This is a genomic window from Pseudomonas sp. S11P7, from assembly GCF_023195435.1.
In the GTDB taxonomy this organism is placed as follows: domain Bacteria; phylum Pseudomonadota; class Gammaproteobacteria; order Pseudomonadales; family Pseudomonadaceae; genus Aquipseudomonas; species Aquipseudomonas fluorescens_G.
The window spans coordinates 648396-671158 of the sequence record NZ_JALPKS020000002.1 but is presented as its reverse complement, the minus strand read 5'-3'; the positions used below and the strand labels follow the sequence as shown (position 1 = coordinate 671158).

At 61.4% G+C, this 22763-nt stretch carries 19 protein-coding genes and 1 pseudogene; 10 read left to right on the top strand and 10 right to left on the bottom strand.

The window, feature by feature from the left end; genetic code table 11:
* Positions 1-4: 4 nt before the first annotated feature.
* Positions 5-358, bottom strand: a complete 354-nt coding sequence (locus tag M0746_RS03150) for an antibiotic biosynthesis monooxygenase family protein (RefSeq protein ID WP_208939977.1) — start codon at positions 356-358, stop codon at positions 5-7.
* 336 nt (positions 359-694) lie between these two features.
* Here M0746_RS03150 and M0746_RS03145 point away from each other — a divergent pair, with 336 nt between their 5' ends.
* Positions 695-1624, top strand: a complete 930-nt coding sequence (locus M0746_RS03145) for an AraC family transcriptional regulator (RefSeq protein ID WP_258448173.1) — start codon at positions 695-697, stop codon at positions 1622-1624.
* A 227-nt stretch (positions 1625-1851) separates the two neighbouring features.
* On the opposite strand, the pseudogene M0746_RS03140 reads toward M0746_RS03145, so the two are convergent.
* Both M0746_RS03140 and M0746_RS03130 read right to left on the bottom strand, forming a co-directional pair.
* A pseudogene (locus M0746_RS03140) lies at positions 1852-3303 on the bottom strand (aldehyde dehydrogenase family protein).
* Entirely contained in the window at positions 3300-4937 is a 1638-nt protein-coding gene (locus M0746_RS03130; protein ID WP_258448172.1) for a 5-guanidino-2-oxopentanoate decarboxylase, read from the bottom strand. The pseudogene M0746_RS03140 and the gene M0746_RS03130 overlap by 4 nt, the downstream one beginning before the upstream one ends.
* A gap of 225 nt (positions 4938-5162) precedes the next feature.
* On the opposite strand from M0746_RS03130, the gene M0746_RS03125 reads away from it, so the two are divergent.
* A complete protein-coding gene (locus M0746_RS03125; RefSeq protein ID WP_258448171.1) occupies positions 5163-6044 on the top strand; it encodes a LysR substrate-binding domain-containing protein in 882 nt (293 codons plus the stop codon).
* 210 nt (positions 6045-6254) lie between these two features.
* Here M0746_RS03125 and M0746_RS03120 read toward each other — a convergent pair whose 3' ends face one another.
* Positions 6255-6869, bottom strand: coding sequence for an NAD(P)-dependent oxidoreductase (locus M0746_RS03120; RefSeq protein WP_258448170.1), 615 nt, complete (start codon positions 6867-6869; stop codon positions 6255-6257).
* A gap of 45 nt (positions 6870-6914) precedes the next feature.
* Positions 6915-7793, bottom strand: coding sequence for an MBL fold metallo-hydrolase (locus tag M0746_RS03115; protein WP_258448169.1), 879 nt, complete (start codon positions 7791-7793; stop codon positions 6915-6917).
* Positions 7794-7907: 114 nt separating this feature from the next.
* Here M0746_RS03115 and M0746_RS03110 point away from each other — a divergent pair, with 114 nt between their 5' ends.
* A complete protein-coding gene (locus M0746_RS03110) occupies positions 7908-8837 on the top strand; it encodes a LysR family transcriptional regulator (protein ID WP_258448168.1) in 930 nt (309 codons plus the stop codon).
* Between the two features lie 107 nt (positions 8838-8944).
* A complete protein-coding gene (locus M0746_RS03105) occupies positions 8945-9121 on the top strand; it encodes a hypothetical protein (protein WP_016773438.1) in 177 nt (58 codons plus the stop codon).
* A 136-nt stretch (positions 9122-9257) separates the two neighbouring features.
* Here the strand turns inward: M0746_RS03105 and M0746_RS03100 are convergent, their stop codons facing one another.
* Entirely contained in the window at positions 9258-10142 is an 885-nt protein-coding gene (locus tag M0746_RS03100) for a helix-turn-helix domain-containing protein (protein WP_258448167.1), read from the bottom strand.
* Between the two features lie 177 nt (positions 10143-10319).
* Between M0746_RS03100 and pobA the strand changes: the two genes are divergently transcribed.
* Together pobA and M0746_RS03090 are read left to right on the top strand one after the other, a co-directional pair.
* Complete coding sequence (gene pobA / locus M0746_RS03095) at positions 10320-11513, top strand: 4-hydroxybenzoate 3-monooxygenase (protein ID WP_258448166.1); 1194 nt, start codon at positions 10320-10322, stop codon at positions 11511-11513.
* Positions 11514-11589: 76 nt separating this feature from the next.
* Positions 11590-13107 carry an MDR family MFS transporter gene (locus M0746_RS03090; RefSeq protein WP_258448165.1) on the top strand — a complete coding sequence of 506 codons (1518 nt, stop codon included), beginning with the start codon at positions 11590-11592 and terminating at the stop codon, positions 13105-13107.
* A gap of 127 nt (positions 13108-13234) precedes the next feature.
* Here M0746_RS03090 and M0746_RS03085 read toward each other — a convergent pair whose 3' ends face one another.
* From M0746_RS03085 to M0746_RS03070, 4 genes are all read right to left on the bottom strand, one after another.
* Positions 13235-14083 carry a cache domain-containing protein gene (locus tag M0746_RS03085; protein ID WP_258448164.1) on the bottom strand — a complete coding sequence of 283 codons (849 nt, stop codon included), beginning with the start codon at positions 14081-14083 and terminating at the stop codon, positions 13235-13237.
* A 128-nt stretch (positions 14084-14211) separates the two neighbouring features.
* The gene (locus M0746_RS03080; protein ID WP_208939961.1) at positions 14212-15069 is read right to left on the bottom strand and encodes an ATPase; all 858 of its coding nucleotides are present in this window, start codon (positions 15067-15069) and stop codon (positions 14212-14214) included.
* 116 nt (positions 15070-15185) lie between these two features.
* Positions 15186-16178 (bottom strand): NAD-dependent epimerase/dehydratase family protein, encoded by a 993-nt coding sequence (locus tag M0746_RS03075; protein WP_258448163.1) that lies wholly within the window; start codon positions 16176-16178, stop codon positions 15186-15188.
* Positions 16179-16273: 95 nt separating this feature from the next.
* A complete protein-coding gene (locus tag M0746_RS03070) occupies positions 16274-17161 on the bottom strand; it encodes a LysR family transcriptional regulator ArgP (RefSeq protein ID WP_208939959.1) in 888 nt (295 codons plus the stop codon).
* Positions 17162-17258: 97 nt separating this feature from the next.
* On the opposite strand from M0746_RS03070, the gene M0746_RS03065 reads away from it, so the two are divergent.
* From M0746_RS03065 to M0746_RS03050, 4 genes are all read left to right on the top strand, one after another.
* Complete coding sequence (locus M0746_RS03065) at positions 17259-17861, top strand: LysE/ArgO family amino acid transporter (protein WP_208939958.1); 603 nt, start codon at positions 17259-17261, stop codon at positions 17859-17861.
* 175 nt (positions 17862-18036) lie between these two features.
* Positions 18037-18633 carry a superoxide dismutase gene (locus tag M0746_RS03060; RefSeq protein ID WP_208939957.1) on the top strand — a complete coding sequence of 199 codons (597 nt, stop codon included), beginning with the start codon at positions 18037-18039 and terminating at the stop codon, positions 18631-18633.
* Between the two features lie 328 nt (positions 18634-18961).
* Positions 18962-21013: a putative bifunctional diguanylate cyclase/phosphodiesterase gene (locus M0746_RS03055; RefSeq protein WP_258448162.1), complete on the top strand. Its 2052-nt coding sequence runs from the start codon at positions 18962-18964 to the stop codon at positions 21011-21013.
* A gap of 184 nt (positions 21014-21197) precedes the next feature.
* The gene (locus tag M0746_RS03050; protein ID WP_208939955.1) at positions 21198-22550 is read left to right on the top strand and encodes an imelysin family protein; all 1353 of its coding nucleotides are present in this window, start codon (positions 21198-21200) and stop codon (positions 22548-22550) included.
* Positions 22551-22763: the final 213 nt, after the last annotated feature.

Sequence of the window (22763 nt, the reverse complement as noted above, 5' to 3'; positions counted from 1 at the left end):
ACCCTCAACCGACGAGTTTGTGTACCGGCGCCGGGCACTGGTGCAGGGCTTGTGCCGCGGAGACGTCGCGGAAGGTGTGAAAATCGAGGCTGTTGACCACCAGGTCCTGTACCAGCTCGGCGAACACTTCCATCGATGGGCTGTTGAAATAAGCAGTCATCATCTGTTGACTGCTCCAGAACCCGGACACCAGCCACAGCTCTGGATCGCATTGCGATTGCTGCAAGGAAAAACTCAGGCAACCGGGTGCCGATCGTGAGACTTCGATCAACGCGCTCAGGCGCACACCGAGTTCCGCCGAACGTCCGGCCTGGGCACGAACGAAAGCCATATGACTGACAGGCATCTGCTTGGACATGATCAACCCTCCATGAAATCGCGTGGCAGCCAGGGGCGGGCTGCGACTGAAGCACAGATTAAGGGCCGAGGCGTTTGCGCCGTTAGTCGATTCCTGTCGTCGAGTTGCCCAATCCTGCGTGGCCGCGCCCTGCACCTGTAACAAGCTGTAAATCCTTGTCACAGGCTTGTCATACGGCGTATCAAGCAAGTTTGCCGGGCCGCGTCCTGCTGTGATTGGGCAGCCGGGCAAGCGCCGGCACGATCAGGCAAGCATTTGACAGAATGTGTCTACCGCTCGCGCTTGCACAAACTTATGCTCTGCTGCATTCCACCTCACTTGCCGAGGATGCCGTGCATGACGTCATTCGATCGTTTTCAAGCCGAACCCACTGCTGACATGGAAAAACAGCGCGCGGAGCTGGCGGCGATCATTCGCCGCAACACCAGCGACGATGGCAGCTACCAGACCGCCATCGGCTCGCTGTTCATGTCGCGTCACACCCAGTCCCACGACTTCGCCCCGGTGCTCGCGCAACCGGCGCTGTGCATCATGGCCCAGGGTCGCAAAGAGGTGCGGCTGGCCGACGAGTACTTCAATTACGACCCGCTGAATTACCTGGTGGTATCGGTTTCGATGCCGCTGAGCGGGCGCGTGGTCAATGTCTCGCCGGACGAACCGATCCTCGCCGTGCGCCTGGATATTGATCCGACCGAAATCACCGCGCTGATCGCCGACGCCGGCCCGATGGGCGTGCCGACCCGCCCGACCGGGCGTGGTCTGTATGTCGAGCGCATCGACAGTTCGATGCTCGACGCGGTGCTGCGTCTGGCACGACTGCTCGATGCGCCGAAAGACATCGCCATGCTCGCGCCGCTGATTCGCCGCGAAATTCTCTATCGCCTGTTGCGCAGTCCGCAGGGCCATCGCTTGTACGAAATCGCGATTGCCAACAGCCAGAGCCATCGCATCAGTCAGGCGATCAAATGGCTCAACGGCAACTTCGAGCAGCCGCTGCGCATTGACGATCTGGCCAAAGAAGTGAACCTCAGCGTCTCGACCTTGCATCACCGCTTCAAGGCGATGACGGCGATGAGTCCGTTGCAGTACCAAAAGCAGTTACGCCTGCAAGAGGCGCGGCGCTTGATGCTGACCGAAGGGCTGGAGGCGTCGGCGGCGGGGTATCGCGTGGGCTATGAAAGCCCGTCGCAATTCAGCCGCGAGTACAGCCGCCTGTTTGGCGCGCCGCCGTTAAGGGATCTCGCACGGTTGCGGCTGTCGGTGTGAACCTTCAAGAGCCCCTCATCGGAACGCCGCCCGCCTAGCCCTTTCCCAGAGGGAGAGGGGACTGATTGGGGATATTGAAGAGGTTCGCCGAATTGAGATATCGGTCCTGAATCCAGAATCAGAGACATCAAGTCCATAATCGACTAGATCTTTCAGGTCGATGTATAGCGCCAGACACCTCGGTCGGCTCCCTCTCCCCAGGGAGAGGGCTGGAGGAGGGTAGGCTTCTACACCGCCCGGATCACGTGTTTGATTTCCTGAAACGCGGCCAGGCCCCAAGGCCCCAGTTCGCGGCCGATGCTGCTCTGTTTGTAACCGCCCCACGCCGTCTGCGGGAAGATCACTTGTGGCGCGTTAAGCCACACCAGCCCGGCCTGCAGGGCATTGGCGACACGTTCGGCAGCCTCGGCGTTACGCGTCACCACACTGGCGACCAGGCCGAACTGACTGTCGTTGGCCAAGGCGATCGCCTCGGCTTCGCTGCTGAAACTGCGCACGCACAACACCGGGCCGAAAATCTCTTCGCACCACAGCGCACTGTCGAGGGGCACTTCGGTGAACACCGTCGGCTGCAAAAAAAGCCGCGCGGCAGGTGCGCCGGACGATTGCCACCGCATACCAGTCTGGCGCCGGCACTGAGGCCGCGATCGATGTGGCCGAGCACGCGCTGGTATTGCGCCTGATTGACCAGCGCGCCCATTTCCACGTCCGCCTCGAACGGGTCGGCCACGCGGATCGCCTGCGCTCGCTGCTGCAGGCGCGCGAGAAATTCGTCTGCCAGTTCATCGGCGACCAGCACGCGACTGGTGGCCGAGCACATCTGCCCGGCATTGAAGAAACCGCCGCCACAGGCCAGCTCCACCGCCAGCTCCAGGTCAGCGTCTTCGAGCACCAGCAGCGAAGACTTGCCGCCCAGTTCCAGACTTACGCCCTTGACCGTTTCCGCCGCGCGTTGCATCACCTGCACGCCGACGGCGTTGCTGCCGGTGAAGGAGATCTTGGCAATGCGTGGGTCCGCCGACAGCGGCGCGCCCACGGCCAGGCCGGTGCCGCAGACCAGATTGAATACGCCTTCGGGCAGACCGGACTCGGCGATGATCGCCGCCAGTTCCAGCTCCGGCAACGGCGTGACCTCCGAGGGTTTGAGCACCACGCAGCAGCCGGCCGCCAGCGCCGGGGCGAGTTTCCAGGCGGTGGTGACCATGGGGAAATTCCACGGCACGATCAGCCCGACCACACCGCACGGCTCGCGGCGCAGACGCGCGCTGAAGTCGTCGCTGGGCAGCGGCACATTCGTGTCGCGCTGCGCGTCGAGGGCCTTCGGCAAGTTCGGCGTAGTACTCGAAGGTCGCGATGACATCATCGACATCGATCGCCGCTTCGAACAACGGCTTGCCGTTGTTGCTCGATTGCAGGTTCATCAGGTGCTCGCGACCGTTGCGCACGCCGTTGGCGATGTTGCGCAGGACCACAGCGCGCTCGGCACCCGTGGTTTTCGACCAGTCCTTGAATGCGGCAACCGCCGCGGTCACGGCGTGCTCGACCGCAAATTCGTCACCGCCGTTGACCGTGGTCAGCAGCGCTTCGGTGGCCGGGTTGATCACCCGCAAATGCTCGCGGCCAGCGGACCATTGGCCGTTGATGTAGAGGCCGTCGAGTGTGGTTGGGAAATTGATCATTGGGCCACCGCCTGCATCCACTGGTTCTGGTCGATTTCGATGACGGTCGGACCCTGGCGGTCGGTAGCGGCACGCAGCGCACTGCGCAATTGCGCTACCGAGCTGATCGCTTCGGCGGCGCAGCCGAGGGCTTTGGCCACTCCGATGAAGTCCGGCGTGTAGATATCGACCCCGACCGGTTCGATGGCGCGGTTGACCATGTATTTCTTGATCTCTTCGTAGCCCTGGTTATTCCACAGCAGGACGATCACCGGCGTGCGCGCTTCGACCGCGCTGGCCAGTTCCGGCAGAGTGAATTGCAGGCCGCCGTCGCCGATCAGACACACCACTGGCGGACGAATGCCTTTCTCCAGTGGCCCACCGAGCCAGGCGCCAATGGCCGCTGGCAAGGCGTAACCGAGGGTGCCGTAACCGGTCGACGAGTTGAACCAGCGTCGCGGGCGCTCGGGATTGAAGGTGAGGTTGCCGGTGTACACCGGTTGCGTCGAATCGCCGACGAATACCGCGTCAGGCAATTCCTGCAGCACGGTTTCAAGGAAACGCGTCTGCGCCAGGGTCGCGGTGTCCCAGCTCGCCGCCAGCTCATCACGCAGACGCGCCGCGCGTACTTGCCCCCAATCGTTGCGGCGCTCGGCCAACGCTTTATGCGACAAGGCGCTGAGCAGGGCCTGCGCGGCGTTGCGCGAGTCGGCAACCAGCGCGATGTGCGGCGGATAGTTGCGCACGGTCTGATCGGCATCAATGTCGATACGCAGCAACTTGCCAGGAATCTCGAAACCGCCAGCGAAGGTCACGTCGTAATCGGTTTCGGCCAGTTCGGTGCCGATCGCCAGCACTACATCGGCATCGGCGACCAGTGCGCGGGTGGCGACCAGGCTTTGCGTCGAGCCGATCAACAGTGGGTGCGTCAAAGGCAGCAGGCCTTTGGCGTTGATGGTCAATGCCACCGGCGCGTCAAGCAGTTCCGCCAGCTCGCTGAGTTCAGCAGCGGCGTCGATGGCACCGCCACCCGCCAGGATCAGCGGCCGTTGCGCGCCGGCCAACAATTCGGTCATGCGGCTGATAGCAGCCGGCGCGGCACCGGCGCGGTCGATGTGCACCGGCAGGCTGGCGAGCAGTTCGTCGGCGTCTTCGACCAGCACGTCCAATGGAATTTCGATGTGCACCGGGCGCGGGCGGCCAGCCTGGAACAAGGCAAATGCGCGGGCCAGCACGCCCGGCAATTGCGCGGCCGACATCAAGGTGTGCGAAAACGCCGCGACGCCGCCGACCAGCGCGCTCTGGTTCGGCAATTCGTGCAGCTTGCCGCGCCCGCCGCCCAACTGGCTGCGGCTCTGCACGCTGGAGATCACCAGCATCGGAATCGAGTCGGCGTAGGCCTGGCCCATCGCCGTGGTGATGTTGGTCATGCCCGGGCCGGTGATGATGAAACACACGCCCGGTTTGCCGCTGGTGCGCGCATAACCGTCGGCCATGAAACCGGCGCCCTGCTCATGCCGAGGCGTGACATGGTTGATGCTCGAACGGGCCAGCCCGCGATACAGCTCCACGGTATGCACGCCGGGAATGCCGAACACCTGCTCGACCCCGTAACCTTCGAGTAACTTGACCAGTACTTCGCCACACGTCGCCATGTCGATTGCCCTTCTGTCAGCTAAAAATACAGATCCCTTGTGGGAGCGAGCCTGCTCGCGAAAGCGCTGGGTCAGCCAACATCAATGCTGAATGTGCAACAGCTTTCGCGAGCAGGCTCGCTCCCACATGGCCTGAACATGGGCTCATTGAACGGTCGGCCGCTGGCGGCAACAATCGATTAAAAGTCATACTAGCCATGTCCTCACGTCATACCTTGGATCCACATGAAACGATTGCCTCCCCTGCCCGCGCTGCATACGTTTCTGATCACGGCGCAGTGCTGCAACTTCACCCGCGCCGCCGAGCAGTTGCACATCACTCAGGGGGCGGTGAGCCGGCAGATCGCCGGGCTGGAAAATCATCTGGGGTATGAGTTGTTCATTCGTCTGGCCCGCGGTCTGGAGCTGACAGCCGAAGGGCGCGAGTGGCTGCCGCGAGTGGAGAAGGTCTTCGCCATGATCAGCGAAGCCAACGAACAGATCGGCCTCAAGCGCGAGACCTTGCAACTGAAAGCGCCGAGTTGCGTGATGCGCTGGCTGGTACCGCGCCTGTTGCAGTGGCAGAAGGAACGCCCGGACGTGCCGGTGAAACTCACCACCACGTTGGCCCATGGCGTGGATTTTCAGCGTGAGCCTTTCGAAGCCGCGGTGATCTACGGAACACCGCCAGACAACTCGGCAACCGCCCTGCACCTGTTCGATGAACAACTGACACCGGTGTGCTCGCCGGCGCTGTTGAAAGGCCCGCCGGAACTGTCGGACCCCGCAGATCTGCAACAGCATTTGTTGCTGCATCCAACCCCCGACCCCCACGACTGGACGGTGTGGCTGACGGCGGCGCAGCTGCAGTTGAACAACGTCAACGACGGTCAGCATTTCGAGACGCTGGATCAGGCGATGTCGATGGCCTCGCACGGCACGGGCGTGGCCATCGGGGACTGGTCGCTGATTGGTGATGATCTGAACGCGGGAAGGCTGGTCATGCCGTTTGCATTGAAGGTCAAGACGGGGCTGGCGTATTACGTGGTGGTGCCTGCCGCAGCGCAGCCGTCGCCGCAGCTGGAGGAGTTGATGCTTTGGCTGGTTGAGCAGGCGCATTTGCGCTGAGGCCTTTTTCCCTCACCCTAACCCTCTCCCAGAGGGAGAGGGGACTGACCGTGTTGTTTGGTCTAGCTGCGCCGACCTGCAACAGTGAGTCGAACTCAGGCCTGGAAAAGCATGAAGATCGGCTCCCTTCCCCCTCGCCCCCTTTGGGGAGAGGGCTGGGGTGAGGGGGAAAAGATCTGAAGCCAGACCAGTCTCTCAGCGTCACCTCAGTCAATAACCCACAGTAAACCGCTGACGCACATGCTTCGGCGTTTCCACTTCGTCGATCAGCGCAATCGCATAATCGGCAAAACTGATCCAGCTGCGCCCTTCGCTGCTCACCAGCAAATGATCCTTGCCGACACGAAACGTGCCTGTGCGCTCCCCTTCAACAAACTCCGCCGACGGCGACAGGAACGTCCAGTCCAGATCGTGCTCCTCACGCAATGCTTCAAGAAACGCCGCCCCTGCGCTGGCTTCAGCTTTGTACTCGGCCGGGAATCCCTCGCTGTCGATCACCCGCGTGTCATCCGGCAACAACAACGAACCGGCACCGCCGACCACCAGCAGGCGTTTCACCCCGGCGCTTTGCACCGGCCCGACAATCGCCGCCGCTGGCACGGTGGCGAAATGCGCGGCAGTGATCACCGCATCGTGACCGGACACTGCGTCCTGCAGCGCCGCCGCATCAAGCACATCAACATTCTTGCTCACTACACCGGCACGGCTGCCGATCTTCGACGTGTCGCGGGCGATGGCGGTAACGCTGTGCCCACGACGCAGGGCTTCTTCCAGCAATTGGCTGCCGGCACGTCCGGTGGCACCGATGATTGCGATCTTGCTCATGACGTTCTCCAGTTGGCTTGAGAGTGCTGCGTATGCGGATCCGGCTTACCAGGCCATTTCGCCCTTGGCGACTTTGGCGCTCAGCTCCAGCGAGCTTTCTTCGCCAAGCGAGGGGTAGCGTTTCTTCATCGCCGCGATCAATGCTGCGGAATCCTTGGCCTTGGCGGTTTCGGCATCGAATGCCTTGATGTAGTCGGCGGTGAACTTGACGCTGGTCAGCGAACGGCTGCTGTCGCCCAGGTAGTGGCCTGGTATCACCGTGGCCGGTTTCAGGCGTTCGATCGAACGCAGCGTGTCGAGCCAGTCGGCGTGGGATTGCGCGGTCTGGGTGTCGGCCATCCACACATGAATGTTCTCGGCGACCACCACGCCGCCGACCACCGCTTTCAACGACGGAATCCAGACGAAGCTGCGATCCGGTTGTTTGCCTTGCAGGCCGATCACCTGCAATTTCTGCCCTTCGAGCGTCAGGCTGTCGCCCTTGAGCACGCCCGGCACGATGGTTTTCGCTGGAACATCGGCGCCCATTTTCGGACCCCAGAAAGCCAGTTTGCCGGCAACGGTCTGGTTGATGTGATCGACGGTCGGCTGCGAGGCCAGCACCTTGGCATTCGGGAAGGCCTGGGTCAGCGTGTCGAGGCCGAAGTAGTAATCCGGGTCGCCATGGCTGATGTAGATCGTAGTCAGTTGCTTGCCACTGGCGCGGATTTTTTCCACCACCTGTTGCGCCTGGGATTTACCGAACTGTGCGTCGACAAGAATCGCTTCTTTCTCGCCGCTGACCAGCACCGAGGTCACCGGAAAAATCGCCTGGGTGCCCGGGTTGTAGACGTCGAGGGTCAGGCTGGCCGCCGCTGCGTGCGCCGCGAAACCGAGAGCTGCCGTGGCGAGTACAACGCGTTTGAGTGTGGTGAAGCCGATCATCTGTTGCTCCGCTGTGCGAATGCCGTTGCTGGCGATGGGACAGAGCTTAGTTGCCTGACTCAGTACAAAAAATGCGATGCTTGAACATAGTTTGTTTCTGAAAGCGGGCAAATCATGGATCGGCTACAAGCAATGCGCGTATTCGTCAGTGTGGTCGATTTCGGCAGCCAGTCGGCGGCGGCCGATCATCTGGACCTTTCGCGGCCGGTGGTGTCGCGTTATCTGGCCGAGCTCGAAGACTGGGTCGGCGCGCGCCTGATGCATCGCACCACACGCAAATTGAGCCTGACCGCCGCCGGCAACGAGATCCTGCCGCGCTGCCGGCAGATGCTCGAACTGTCGAGCGACATGCAGGCCGCCGTCAGCGAACCCGACGACGCCCCGCGCGGGCTGCTGCGGATCAGCGTCAGCACCTCGTTTGGTCAGGCGCAACTGGCCGACGCGATGGCGGTTTACGTCAAGCGCTATCCGGGTGTAAGCATTGATCTGCAAATGCTCGATCGCACGGTGAATCTGGTGGATGAGCGCATCGACCTGGCGATTCGCACCAGCAACGACCTCGACCCCAATCTGATCGCCAGACGTCTGACCGTGTGCCGTTCGGTGGTCTGCGCTGCGCCGGCCTATCTGCAAGAACATCCGGCACCGTTACGGGCCGAGGATCTGAGCCGGCACAACTGCCTGACCCATTCGTATTTCGGCAAAAGCCTGTGGCATTTCGAAGAAGATGGCGAAGCGGTTTCGGTGCCGGTGCAGGGCAACATCAGCGCCAACGAGGCCAGCACCCTGCTGCGCGCCACCCTCGCCGGCGCCGGAGTGGCGATGCTGCCGACCTATCAGGCCGGCGTGCATATCCACAGCGGCGAACTGGTACGCCTGCTGCCCCACGCCGAACCACGGCAAATGAACATCTATGCCGTGTATGCCTCGCGCAAGCACATGCCGGCGGCACTGCGCAGCCTGCTGGATTTTCTGGTGGAACGCTTCCCCGAACATCCGCAATGGGACGAAGCTGCAAGCGGCGAGCCACAAGCGACAAGCTAGCGCCGTCATGACTCAACTTGCAGCTTACAACTTGAAGCTTGCAGCTGCCCCTCACTGACCTATGCTGAAAGTAGTACCGCAGGGTATGTCGTTCAGAGGTCATCGCCATGAACATCAAAACAAAAAGATACGCCGCTATTTTCATCACCTGCGCCGCCACGCTGGCGCTGTACGGCACCGCGGCCTGGCGGGTCGAGCAGTTGCGTCAGCTGCCGCGCGAGTACGCGAGCTGCAATTACGAGCGCTGTATTCCGCACAATGCGACGCTCAATGCTTTGCGCTGATGGGTCGGGCTTTAATTGAGCCCCTGTGGGAGCTGGCTTGCCAGCGATTGCAGACAGACATTCAGCATTGCAGGCGCCTGATCCACCCCTATCGCTGGCAAGCCAGCTCCCACAGGGTTTGGCGGTGTTGTCAGGATTACTGCTCGGCCTTCAGGCGATCACGAAACGCCTTCGGCGATATCCCCACCCGACGCCGGAACAGGCGTGTGAAGTTGGTCGGGTCGGAAAACCCCAACAGCTCCGACATCTCGTAAATGGTCATGCTGGTGTAGGTCAGCAAGCGCTTGGCTTCGAGTAACTGACGCTCGTGCATGATCTGCAACGCCGGTTGTCCGGCCAGCTCGCGGCAGGTGCCGTTGAGGTGCGACACGGAAATGCCCAGGCGATGGGCCAGATCCTCGACCTTCACATGCTGGCGATAGGTTTCCTCGACCAACTGAATAAAGCCATTGAGGTATTCGCGCTGACGCTGCGGCCGTTGACTGGCTTTGTGGCGCACGATCGCCTGGCGACTGACCCAGACCATGATCACGCTGACCAGCGAATGCATGAGCATTTCCCGCGCCGGTTGATGGCCGTTGTACTCGGCCTGCAAGGCGCTGAACAGACTGTTGAGATAGTCACCGTCCGCACCGGCCGGGTAATGCTCGGCGCTGGCCAGCGCATGCACCGAATCGCCCAATTGCGCCTGCAAGTGGTTGATCAGCGGTGTGGCGAGGGTAACGATGAAGCCCTCGACGTCCTCGGAAAATCGAAAACCATGCACCGACAGCGGTGGCAGGACCTGGATCGCCGGGGTCTGCAATTGCGTGCGCTGGCCTTCGATTTCAAGCTCTGCCTGACCTTTGAAAACGAACAGCAACTGGCACAGATCAGCGTGGCGATGGGGTTTGATTTCCCATTCGTGTTCGCGACTGCGTGAGGAAATGGTTTCACAGTGCAGCAAGTCAGGGGTCGGCCAGTCCAGGCTTTCACCGTAGAGCTTGAACACGGGAATCGAAGGCAGCTCAGGCTTGTTCATCACTTCCATCCAGGCCTCGGGGGTGTGGGCGATAATCGCACCGATTGGCAGAATGTACAGGTATCGGCTCAGTTTTCACCTTCAATTGACAGACCCGCAAGGGAAAAATGCAAGCACTCGATCCATAAAAAACCCTCACCGGCGTTTGCCGCGTGACGCTTGCGAGCCATAAAAACAATGAAAACGCTAAAAACCCAAATCGCGATCATCGGCGCCGGCCCCTCCGGTTTGCTCCTCGGCCAGTTGCTGCACAACGCTGGCATCGACACCCTTATCCTCGAACGGCAGACCCCCGATTACGTACTCGGGCGCATCCGCGCCGGCGTGCTTGAACAGGGCATGGTAGAGCTGTTGCGCCAGGCCGGGGTAAGTCAGCGCATGGACGCCGAGGGGCTGGTCCATGGCGGCTTCGAACTGGCGCTGGACGGGCGCCAGGTGCACATCGACCTGCACGCTTTGACTGGTGGCAAAACCGTGATGATCTACGGCCAGACCGAAGTTACCCGCGACCTGATGGCCGCTCGTCGGGAGGCCGGCGCGCCGACGATTTATCAGGCGAGCAATGTCGTTCCGCACGGCATGAAAAGCGACGAAGCGTTCGTCACTTTCGAAAAGGATGGCGAAAGCTGGCGGGTCGATTGCGATTACATCGCCGGCTGCGACGGTTTCCACGGTGTCGCCCGGCAGTCGATTCCGGCCGATAGCCTGAAGGTCTTCGAGCGGGTTTATCCGTTCGGCTGGCTGGGCATTCTCGCCGACACCCCGCCGGTACACGACGAACTGGTTTACGCCCGTCACGAACGTGGTTTTGCCTTGTGCAGCATGCGTTCGCAAACGCGCACCCGCTATTACGTGCAGGTACCGGCGGATGACAACGTCGAGGACTGGAGCGACGAGCGCTTCTGGGACGAATTGAAAAGCCGCTTGCCCAGCGCACTGGCGGAGAAACTGGTGACCGGTCCGTCGATCGAAAAAAGCATCGCGCCGCTGCGCAGTTTTGTCGTCGAACCGATGCAGTACGGGCGCATGTTCCTGGTCGGCGACGCCGCACACATCGTCCCGCCCACCGGCGCCAAAGGCTTGAACCTGGCGGCCAGCGATGTCAGCACGCTGTTCAATATTTTGCTGAAGGTGTACCGCGACGGGCGCACCGACTTGCTGGAGAAATACTCAGAAGTCTGCCTGCGCAGGGTGTGGAAGGCCGAGCGTTTTTCCTGGTGGATGACTTCGATGCTGCACCGCTTCGACGATCACGACGCGTTCAACCAGCGCATCAGCGCCGCGGAACTGGACTACTTCGTCGACTCCGAAGCCGGGCGCAAAACCATTGCAGAAAATTACGTCGGGCTTGCGTACGAGGCTATCGAATAGCTTCCTACCGACTTACACTGGCGAGCATTCCCGCTCGCCATGTCCGTGCGGGTCCATCACTGCCCGCAGGTTTTCCGTGACCACTCTGAACCCGCCTGAAACACCCAAACCGGCCATTCGCAGCGTGCTGGTCGCCTTGATGATGGCGATCTTCCTCGGTGCGCTCGACCAGACCATCGTCGCCGTATCGATGCCGGCCATCTCCGCGCAATTCAAGGACGTCAGCCTGCTGGCCTGGGTGATTTCCGGTTACATGGTGGCGATGACCGTGGCGGTGCCGATCTACGGCAAGCTCGGCGATCTGTACGGGCGGCGCAAACTGATGCTGTTCGGCATGGGTCTGTTCACCCTGGCTTCATTGTTTTGCGGCATGGCGCAGAGCATGGAGCAACTGGTACTGGCGCGCATTCTTCAGGGCATCGGCGCCGGCGGGATGATTTCGGTGAGTCAGGCGATCATCGGCGACATCGTGCCGCCGCGTGAACGGGGTCGCTATCAGGGCTATTTCAGCAGCATGTATGCGGTGGCCAGCGTTGCCGGGCCGGTGTTGGGTGGCTACATGACCGAATACCTGTCATGGCGCTGGGTGTTTCTGATCAACCTGCCGCTGGGCCTCGGCGCCTGGTGGGTCGCCCGGCGCAACCTGCGCGGTTTGCCGATACCGCAGCGCAAACCGGTGATCGACTACCTCGGTACGGTGCTGATGATCATCGGTCTGACCGCCCTGCTGCTCGGGATCACCGAGGTCGGCCAGGGGCATTCGTGGCGCAGCAGCGAAGTGCTCGGTCTGCTCGCTTGTGCAGTGCTGGTGCTGGCCGCGTTCGTCTGGCATGAGCGGCGCGCGCGCGAGCCGTTGCTGCCGATGCACCTGTTTGCCAACCGCAGCGCCCTGCTGTGCTGGTGCACGATTTTCTTCACCAGTTTCCAGGCCATTTCGCTGATCGTGCTGATGCCGCTGCGCTTTCAGAGCGTCACCGGTGCCGGCGCCGACAGCGCCGCGCTGCACTTGCTGCCGCTGGCGATGGGGCTGCCGATCGGCGCGTATTTCGCCGGTCGCCGCACCTCGATCACCGGGCGCTACAAACCACAGATCCTCACCGGCGCGATATTGATGCCGATCTCGATTCTCGGCATGGCCTTCAGCCCACCGGAAGCCACGCTGCTCAGCGGCGTGTTCATGTTGCTCAGCGGTATCGCCGGCGGCATGCAATTTCCGACCTCGCTGGTCGGTACGCAAAATTCGGTGGAACAACGCGACATCGGCGTGGCCACCAGCACCACCAACCTGTTTCGCTCCCTCGGTGGCGCGGTCGGCGTGGCATTGATGTCGGCGCTGCTGCTGGCGCTGCTGCAGCATTCGAGTTTCGCCCACCTGGCCAGCAGTTCGCTGCTCAGCGAGGGGCATTCGGGCAACGTCCTGCTCGATGGCCTCAACGCCGCACCGGGGGATGCGCAGCATGCCTTGCGCGCAGAGCTGCTGGTGACATTCCGGCATCTGCTGTGGGTGAGTGCGGCGGTGTCGCTGCTCGGGCTGGCTGCAGCGATTGCCATGCCGAACAACCTGCTGCGCGGGCGCGAACACGGCGCGAAATAACTGTCACCCCTGCCAAACCTGTGGGAGCGAGCCTGCTCGCGAAGACGTCGTGTCAGCCGACATCAGATTTAATGACACACCGCTTTCGCGAGCAGGCTCGCTCCCACAAGGGGGCGCGGTGTTTCGGTCAGGGGCTGTAGTAACCCACCGCAACGAGGAAATGCCCGACCTTTTTCAGATAGGCGTGCTTGTCCTCGATTTTGCCGGTTACCGGGTTTTTCCAGCGATATTCGTACTCGCCTTCATCCTGCTTGCCGATCAGCGCCAGAATAGGTTCACCCACCGGTTTGCCTTCCGGATCCTTGACCTTGGCGAAATCGGTGTTGATCAGACGCAGGTTGGTACCGTGGGCCACGTAGCGTCGGGTGTTGAGGTCAACCACGAACACATAAAGGTCATCCTGCAGATAGCCGCCCTTGAGCGAGTTGACGGCGGTCAGCGTGCCCTTCTCGTCTTTAACAAGGTCCGCCGCGGCTTTATCCAGCAGTGCCTTGGCCTGCTCCGCCGAAGCGCGCGGCAGGTAATAACCGACCGCCAGAATTCGCTGGCCGACGCGCTGGTAAAACACGTGCTTGCGTTCGACCTTGCCGTCGGCCCAGTTCTGCCAACGGTATTCGGCCTGCTGGATGCCGTTGCCTTCCGGTACTTTCAGGGCGTCCTTGAAGGCTTTCTGCAAATCCGGACCAAGCACTTCGCTGACATCGCGCCCGATCAGCGCCGCAGAGGGTCCGCCGCTGGCCAGCATCACGCCCTTGGTATCGACCACGAAGACGTAGCGATCCTTGTCGACAAACTCACCCTGCCGGCTGAAGGCGGCGAACGCCTTGTCGCCGTTGTCGTGGTAATAAGCCAGGGCTTTTTCCAGCAACGCGACGGCGGCCTGACTGTCGTCCTTGCCATCGGTCGCGGCGCTGGCCTGGCCGAAACCGGCCAATAGCATCACGCCAAGCCAGGCCACTTTGTGCAAAAAACCCATAGCGCATCCCTCGTTCTTGTTGGTGTTTCAAGAGCGTAGACGGCCCGGGCTGATGTAGGGACATTCAGAGGGTTTCTGAACGTTACGCGGTCGCTGTGGCGAGAGATGCCCCGCCACAGCGATGACCGCTAAGGTCGCGCGTTGATCTGCTGTTGCAGGTTCTGGATCTGCGCCTGCAGGGTGTTGAGGTTGCGGGTCATCTGCGCGCGGAAGGCGTCGAACTCCGCGGTGTTGCCGCCACCCTGCGGCGCTGTCGGGCGGTTGTCCTGCTCGCTTTTGAGCACGACGATTTCCTGCTCGAGCCGATCGATGGCGGCGCTCGGGTTGCCCTGTTTCTTCAGCGCCACGATATCGGCGCCGAGGCTTTTGAATTGCGCATCGAACGCTTTCAATTCCGCGTCGAGCTTGCTGGTGTCAGCCGGTGTGCTTTTCAGCGTCGCCAATTCCGTGCTCAAGGTTTTCACCTGTGCCTGCAACTGGCTGTTGGCGTTCTGCAGTTCGCTGGTCTGCGCGGTCATCTGCGCCAGACGCTTGTCCAGATCGCTGGCCTGCCCGGCAACGCCTTGCTGCTGCTTGCTCTGATCAAGCAATTTGCCTTCCAGTTGCTTGATTTGCAGCTTCAGTGCTTCGCTGTCGCTATTCACGTTGGACTGGCTGGCCACCACCTTGCCGGAAATGTCCTGCAGGCGCCCGGCCGCTTCTTCGCTGATCCGCGCAAAGCTTTCCTGGGTTGCGACCAGTTGCTGCTCCATCAGCGAGATTTGCTGGAAGCTCCACCAGGCCAGACCGATAAAGGCAAAGAACAGTGCGCCGACCAATGCCCACAAAGGCCCGGTGCTGGCTGCCTTGACCTTGACCACCGGCGGCGTGCGCGAATGCACAGAGGTGCGCGCGGTGGTCGGGATGTCATCGTCATCGAAAGGGTCGGCGCGCAGGCTGGGCACGTTATCGAAATCGTCGTCGTGAGCATCGTTACGCATGGACATTGAGGCAACCTTTGAGAAACGCGGTGATGGCTAAATGCTGCGAAGTATAACCGCCGCAGCCGCAGGCATTGACCCCCATCCGGGGGCGCGGTTCATTGCCGGCCGACCGAATGGTTTCAGCGAATGTCCTGAGCCTTCCACCAGGCGCAGAACTCGTCGAGGGCCGACCACAGGCTGACTTTCGGATCGTAGTCCAGATAATGCCGGGCGCGGCTGATGTCGAGGGTGAAATTTTTGTTCATCACTTGCATGCCCAGCCGCGACAGCGTCGGCTCCGGACGCCCCGGCCAGAGTTTGCAGGCGCCTTCGTTGAGCGCGGCAACGCTGTAGGCCAGTGCGTAGGAGCGATACTTGCGCACCTGCGGCACGTCCATGTTGCGCATTACATAATTGACCACGTCCCACAGCGGCACTGGCGCGCCGTTGCTGATGTTGTAGGCCTTGCCCAGCGCCGAGCCCGCCGCCAGCAGACTGCTGAGCATGGCTTCGTTGAGGTTGTGCACGCTGGTGAAATCGACCTTGTTCAGGCCATTGCCGACGATCGCCAGACGGCCCTTGCGCTGCATGTTGAGCAGGCGCGGAAAGATGCTCATGTCACCGGCCCCGGTGACAAAGCGCGGGCGCAGCGCGATGGTTTCCAGTCCGAACTCCTGGGCGCCAAAGACCTTCTGCTCGGCCAGGTACTTGGTCGCCGCGTACGGATGCCGAAAGCGCTTGGGTACTTGTTCTTCGGTCAGACCGAGATGATCGCGGCCATCGAAATAGATCGACGGTGACGACAGGTGCACCAAGCGTCGCACGCGCTGCTTGAGGCAAGCCTCGACGATGTTCTCGGTGACCTGGACGTTGCCCTGATGGAAATCCTGATAACGCCCCCACACCCCGACCGCACCGGCGCAGTGCACCACCGCTTCGACATCCGCGCACAGCTCGCGGGCCAGTTCGGCATCGGTCAGATCGCCGGGCACGAACTCGGCGCCACGGCGCACCAGATGCTCGACGCTCTCGGCCCGGCGCCCGTTGACGCGCACCTCAAGGCCCTGCTCCAGGGCGAAACGCGCAAAGCGCCCGCCAATGAAGCCGCTCGCGCCGGTAACCAAAATCTTCATCAAAAACTCCACGAATACAGCTGCAAGCTACAAGCCATCAGCTGCAAGTTAAAACGCTGCGCTTGCCGCTTGCAGCTTGACGCTCGTAGCTGCTTCTAAGCCACTAGCCATTGCGGTGACGAGCGCAGTAATTGCTCGGTGAGCAGGTTGAGCAATTGCCCGCCGTTGCGCCAATGATGCCAGTACAACGGCACGTCGATCGGTTTATCTGGCAATAACTCGCGCAATACGCCGCTGCGCAACTGTTCGCGCACCTGTAACTCCGGCACCAGTCCCCAGCCGATTCCGGCCTCGGCCAAGCGAATGAAACCTTCCGAAGACGGACACAAATGGTGTTCGAAACCACCATCGACGCCCAGCGATGCGAGATAGCGATGCTGCAGAAAATCGTCCGGGCCGAACACCAGTGCCGGCGTGCGCGGCAGTTGTTCGGCGCGCACGCCCTGAGGAAAATGCCGTTCGATGAAGGCCGGGCTGGCCAAGGCGCGGTAACGCATCGCCCCGAGCAACACACTGCGCGCGCCGGCCACCGGTCGCTCGCTGGCGCAAAGGCAGGCCGCCACTTCGCCGGCGCGCATGCGCTTGAGGCCGACCGTCTGGTCTTCAACGATCAGGTCGAGCAGCAACTGCTGTTCAGCGCAGAAATCGCCCACCGCTTGACCCCACCAGGTGGCGAGACTGTCGGCGTTCAGCGCGATGCGCAGACGATCCGGCAGACCCTCTTCGTCCAGCGCCGGGACGACGCTTTGCAAGTCGCGCTCCAGCAAACGCACCTGCTGCACATGGTTGAGCAGGCGTCGGCCGATCTCGGTCGGCGCCGGCGGTGTGCCACGAATCAGCACCGGCTGACCGACGCGCGCTTCGAGCAGTTTGATCCGCTGCGAAATCGCCGATTGCGACAAACCCAGTACCTGCGCGGCCCGGTCGAAGCCAGCCTGTTCCACCACCGCGGCCAGCGCGGAGAGCAATTTATAGTCGAACATCAGTTTTCCTAATGAGCGATCAGCAATATTGGTTTTTCTTATACCGCGTCCGACCGGAAAATAGCCAGCAAGCACTTTATGACGCGGAGTAAACGTTATGTGGCAAAGCTATGTGAACGGCCTGCTGGTGGCCCTCGGCCTGATCATGGCGATCGGTACGCAGAACGCCTTCGTATTGGCGCAGAGCCTGCGCCGTGAACATCATTTGCCGGTCGCTGCGCTGTGCGTGGCCTGCGATGCGCTGTTGGTGGCGGCCGGAGTGTTCGGGCTGGCGACGATTCTGGCGCAGAACCCGACGCTGCTGGCGATCGCCCGTTGGGGCGGCGCGACGTTTCTGATCTGGTATGGCAGCCAGGCGTTGCGCCGGGCCTGCTCAAAACAAAGCCTGGACCAGGGCGCGAACCAAGCCGTGCGTTCGTTGCGCGCGGTATTGCTCAGTGCGCTGGCGGTGACGCTGCTTAATCCACACGTTTATCTGGACACGGTGTTGCTGATCGGCTCGCTCGGCGCCCAGCAATCGGTGCCGGGGGCCTATGTGGTGGGTGCGGCAAGTGCTTCGCTGCTGTGGTTTTTCACCCTGGCACTGGGCGCGGCATGGCTGGCACCGTGGCTGGCTCGGCCGAGTACCTGGCGGATTCTCGATCTGGTGGTAGCGCTGATGATGTTCACCGTGGCCGGGCAACTGATCCTGGCTTCCTGAATATTCGAAAACGCTCTGGAACCTCTATCCCACACAGTTGTTGCGTGGTTATGCCGCAACCCCGGTGCTATGATCCAGACCCTGCGCCGCAAAGAGTAAAAACTCGCCGGTGCATTTCTGGCCGCCCGTGATCGGCCTTGCGCTCACCGCAACAGACCTGATTAGGAGAATCATCATGGCTTTCGAATTGCCGCCGCTGCCTTACGCACACGATGCCCTGCAGCCGCACATTTCCAAGGAAACCCTGGAATACCACCACGACAAGCACCACAACACCTATGTCGTGAACCTGAACAACCTGGTGCCAGGCACCGAGTTCGAAGGCAAGACCCTGGAAGAAATCGTCAAGACTTCCTCGGGCGGTATCTTCAACAACGCCGCTCAGGTCTGGAACCACACTTTCTACTGGAACTGCCTGGCGCCAAATGCTGGCGGTCAACCAACCGGCGCGCTGGCTGAAGCGATCAACGCAGCCTTCGGTTCGTTCGACAAGTTCAAGGAAGAGTTCAGCAAAACCTCGATCGGCACCTTCGGTTCCGGCTGGGGCTGGCTGGTGAAAAAGGCTGACGGTTCCCTGGCCCTGGCCAGCACCATCGGCGCCGGCAACCCGATCACCAGCGGCGACACCCCGCTGCTGACCTGCGACGTCTGGGAACACGCTTACTACATTGACTACCGCAACGTGCGTCCAAAGTACGTAGAAGCGTTCTGGAACCTGGTCAACTGGAAGTTCGTGGCCGAGCAGTTCGAAGGCAAAACCTTCACCGCTTAAGCTGCGCGCCAGACAAGAAACCCGGCTATTGCCGGGTTTTTTTATGCCCGCCCATAGCGCTTTTCTCACACTCAAAGCAGCTTTGCGCCGTTGGTCGGCAGCCCACGGGCGGCTACTCTTGCACAGCGCAAAAAATATCGTGCGCAAGCTCAAGTTGAGGGCAGCCACTACCGACACAGTTAATTCAGAGCTAATACTCCAAATGGCAGCATTCTGGCCGAGGCACGGGTGAATCTCCCTGGCCTCGATTGTCCCTTTGACTGCCACCCCGGGATTGCCAATACTCATGGCAACTTGACGCTACCCGCACGGAACAAGGAATACCCCTTTGAAGCTGGAACTCAAGAACAGCTTGTCGGTGAAGTTGCTCCGGGTCGTGCTCCTGTCGGCATTGATCGTCGGTGTGGTCTTGAGCTGTGCGCAGATCGTCTTCGATGCCTACAAGACCCGTCAGGCGGTGGCCGGCGACGCCGAGCGCATCCTCGACATGTTCCGCGACCCGTCGACTCAGGCCGTGTACAGCCTGGACCGGGAAATGGGCATGCAGGTGATCGAAGGCCTGTTCCAGGACGACGCCGTGCGTCAGGCGTCCATCGGCCACCCCAACGAAGCCATGCTCGCGCAGAAATCCCGCGAGCTGCAGCATTCCAGCAGCCGCTGGCTGACCGACCTGATCCTCGGGCAGGAACGCACCTTCACCACCCAACTGGTGGGGCGCGGGCCGTACAGCGAGTATTACGGCGACCTGAGCATTACCCTCGACACCGCCACCTACGGCGAAGGGTTTATCGTCAGTTCGGTGATCATCTTCATTTCCGGAGTCCTGCGGGCGCTGGCCATGGGCCTGGTGCTGTACCTGGTCTATCACTGGCTGCTGACCAAGCCGCTGTCGCGAATCATCGAGCACCTCACCGAGATCAACCCGGATCGCCCCAGCGAACACAAAATCCCGCTGCTCAAAGGTCACGAGAAAAACGAGCTGGGCATCTGGATCAACACCGCCAACCAGTTGCTGGAATCAATCGAACGCAACACCCACCTGCGTCACGAAGCGGAAAACAGCCTGCTGCGCATGGCTCAGTACGATTTCCTTACCGGCCTGCCGAATCGCCAGCAATTGCAGCAGCAGCTCGACAAGATTCTGATCGACGCCGGCAAGCTGCAACGCCGGGTCGCCGTGCTGTGTGTTGGACTGGATGACTTCAAAGGCATCAACGAGCAGTTCAGCTACCAGACCGGCGACCAGCTGCTGCTGGCCCTGGCCGACCGCTTGCGCGCCCACAGCGGTCGCCTCGGCGCCCTCGCCCGTCTTGGCGGCGATCAGTTCGCGCTGGTCCAGGCCGATATCGAACAGCCCTACGAAGCGGCGGAGCTGGCGCAAAGCATCCTCGACGATCTGGAGGCGCCATTCGCCCTTGATCATCAGGAGATCCGCCTGCGCGCGACCATCGGCATCACTCTGTTTCCGGAGGATGGCGACAGCACCGAGAAGCTGTTGCAGAAAGCCGAGCAGACCATGACCCTGGCCAAGACTCGCTCACGCAACCGCTATCAGTTCTACATCGCCAGTGTCGACAGCGAGATGCGTCGCCGCCGCGAGCTGGAAAAAGATTTGCGCGATGCGCTGATCCGCGATCAGTTCTACCTCGTCTATCAGCCGCAGATCAGCTATCGCGATCACCGCGTGGTCGGTGTCGAAGCGTTGATTCGCTGGCAGCATCCCGAGCACGGTCTGGTGCCGCCGGACCTGTTCATTCCGCTGGCCGAGCAGAACGGTACGATCATCGCCATTGGCGAGTGGGTGCTGGATCAGGCCTGCAAGCAGTTGCGCGAATGGCACGATCAGGGTTTTGCCGATCTGCGCATGGCGGTCAATCTGTCGACAGTGCAGTTGCACCACGCCGAGCTGCCGCGGGTGGTCAACAATCTGCTGCAAATGTACCGCTTGCCGCCGCGCAGTCTGGAACTGGAAGTCACCGAAACCGGCCTGATGGAAGACATCAGCACCGCTGCCCAGCACCTGCTGAGCTTGCGCCGCTCCGGAGCGTTGATCGCCATCGACGATTTCGGCACCGGTTATTCATCGCTGAGCTATCTGAAAAGCCTGCCGCTGGACAAGATCAAGATCGACAAGAGCTTCGTCCAGGATCTGCTCGATGACGACGACGATGCGACCATCGTTCGCGCGATCATCCAGTTGGGCAAGAGCCTCGGCATGCAGGTGATTGCCGAGGGCGTGGAGACCGCCGAGCAGGAGACCTACATCATCTCCGAAGGCTGCCACGAGGGTCAGGGTTATCACTACAGCAAACCGCTGCCAGCCCGTGAGTTGAGCGCTTACCTCAAGCAGGCGCAACGCAGCAACGCCGCCATTCTCTAAAACGCCGTGAACGCGGCGCCTCCTGCCACGCAGGCTGGTGCGCTTGATCCAGCGCACCCATGTTGTAAATAAGAAATATTTCCAGCCACAACCCTTTACACATAATGCGAAAGATTTGCATTATGTCGCAGTTTTGCGCGCCTCCGGCGCCAGTCCACTCAACTACCGAAGCAGGATGTTCGCCATGATTCGTATGCCTCTGGCTACCGCCAGTCTGCTGGCCATCGCTATTTCCCTCGCCGGTTGCGGCGAAGGCAAGGACAAAGAAAAAGCCTCCGAAATGACGCCGGCTTCCAGCAGCGCTGCTCCAGCCCCTGCCGCTACGCCTGCGCCTGCTGCCGGTAAAGTCGACGATGCTGCCGCCAAGGCCGTGGTCGCGCACTACGCCGACATGGTCTTCGCCGTCTACAGCGATGCCGAATCCACCGCGAAAACCTTGCAGAGCGCGGTCGACGCGTTCCTCGCCAAGCCGAACGCCGACACCCTGAAAGCCGCCAAGGCTGCCTGGGTCGCCGCGCGCGTTCCGTACCTGCAAAGTGAAGTGTTCCGCTTCGGCAACACCATCATCGACGATTGGGAAGGTCAGGTTAACGCCTGGCCGCTGGACGAAGGTCTGATCGACTACGTCGACAAATCCTACGAGCACGCGCTGGGCAACCCGGGCGCCACCGCCAACATCATCGCCAACACCGAAGTTCAGGTCGGCGAAGACAAGGTCGACGTCAAGGACATCACCGCCGAAAAACTCGCCAGCCTCAACGAGCTGGGCGGTTCCGAGGCCAACGTCGCCACCGGCTATCACGCCATCGAATTCCTGCTGTGGGGCCAGGACCTCAACGGCACCGGCCCGGGTGCTGGCAACCGTCCGGCTTCGGACTACCTGGAAGGCGCCGGCGCCACCGGCGGTCACAACGACCGTCGCCGTGCCTACCTGAAAGCCGTGACCGAGCTGCTGGTCAGCGACCTGGAAGAAATGGTCGGCAACTGGAAGCCGAACGTGGCCGACAACTACCGCGCCACGCTGGAAGCCGAGCCGGGTGAATCGGGGCTGCGCAAAATGTTGTTCGGCATGGGCAGCCTGTCCCTCGGCGAACTGGCCGGCGAGCGCATGAAGGTTTCCCTGGAAGCCAACTCCCCGGAAGACGAGCAGGATTGCTTCAGCGACAACACCCACTACTCGCATTTCTACGATGCCAAAGGCGTACGTAACGTTTACCTGGGCGAGTACACCCGCGTCGACGGCACCAAGATGACCGGCGCCAGCCTGTCGTCGCTGGTGGCCAAGGCTGATCCGGCTGCCGACACCGCACTGAAAGCCGATCTGGCCGCCACCGAAGCCAAAATCCAGGTCATGGTCGATCACGCCAACAAGGGTGAGCACTACGACCAGTTGATCGCGGCCGGCAATACCGCGGGCAACCAGATCGTCCGTGACGCGATCGCCGCGCTGGTCAAGCAGACCGGCTCGATCGAAGCCGCTGCCGGCAAACTGGGCATCAGCGACCTGAACCCGGACAACGCCGATCACGAGTTCTGATCACAGCGTCCGCTGCAAAAAAGGCGACCTTCGGGTCGCCTTTTTCATCTCTGCCTTTTGTGTTGATGCTGATGGCCCCATCGCTGGCAAGCCAGCTCCCACAGGGATCGGTTGGCGTACACAGATTTTGCAAACACTGCAAAACCTGTGGGAGCTGGCTTGCCAGCGATAGGGGCCGCACGGCCTCAAGTGAAACTCTGCCGCAAATCAAGC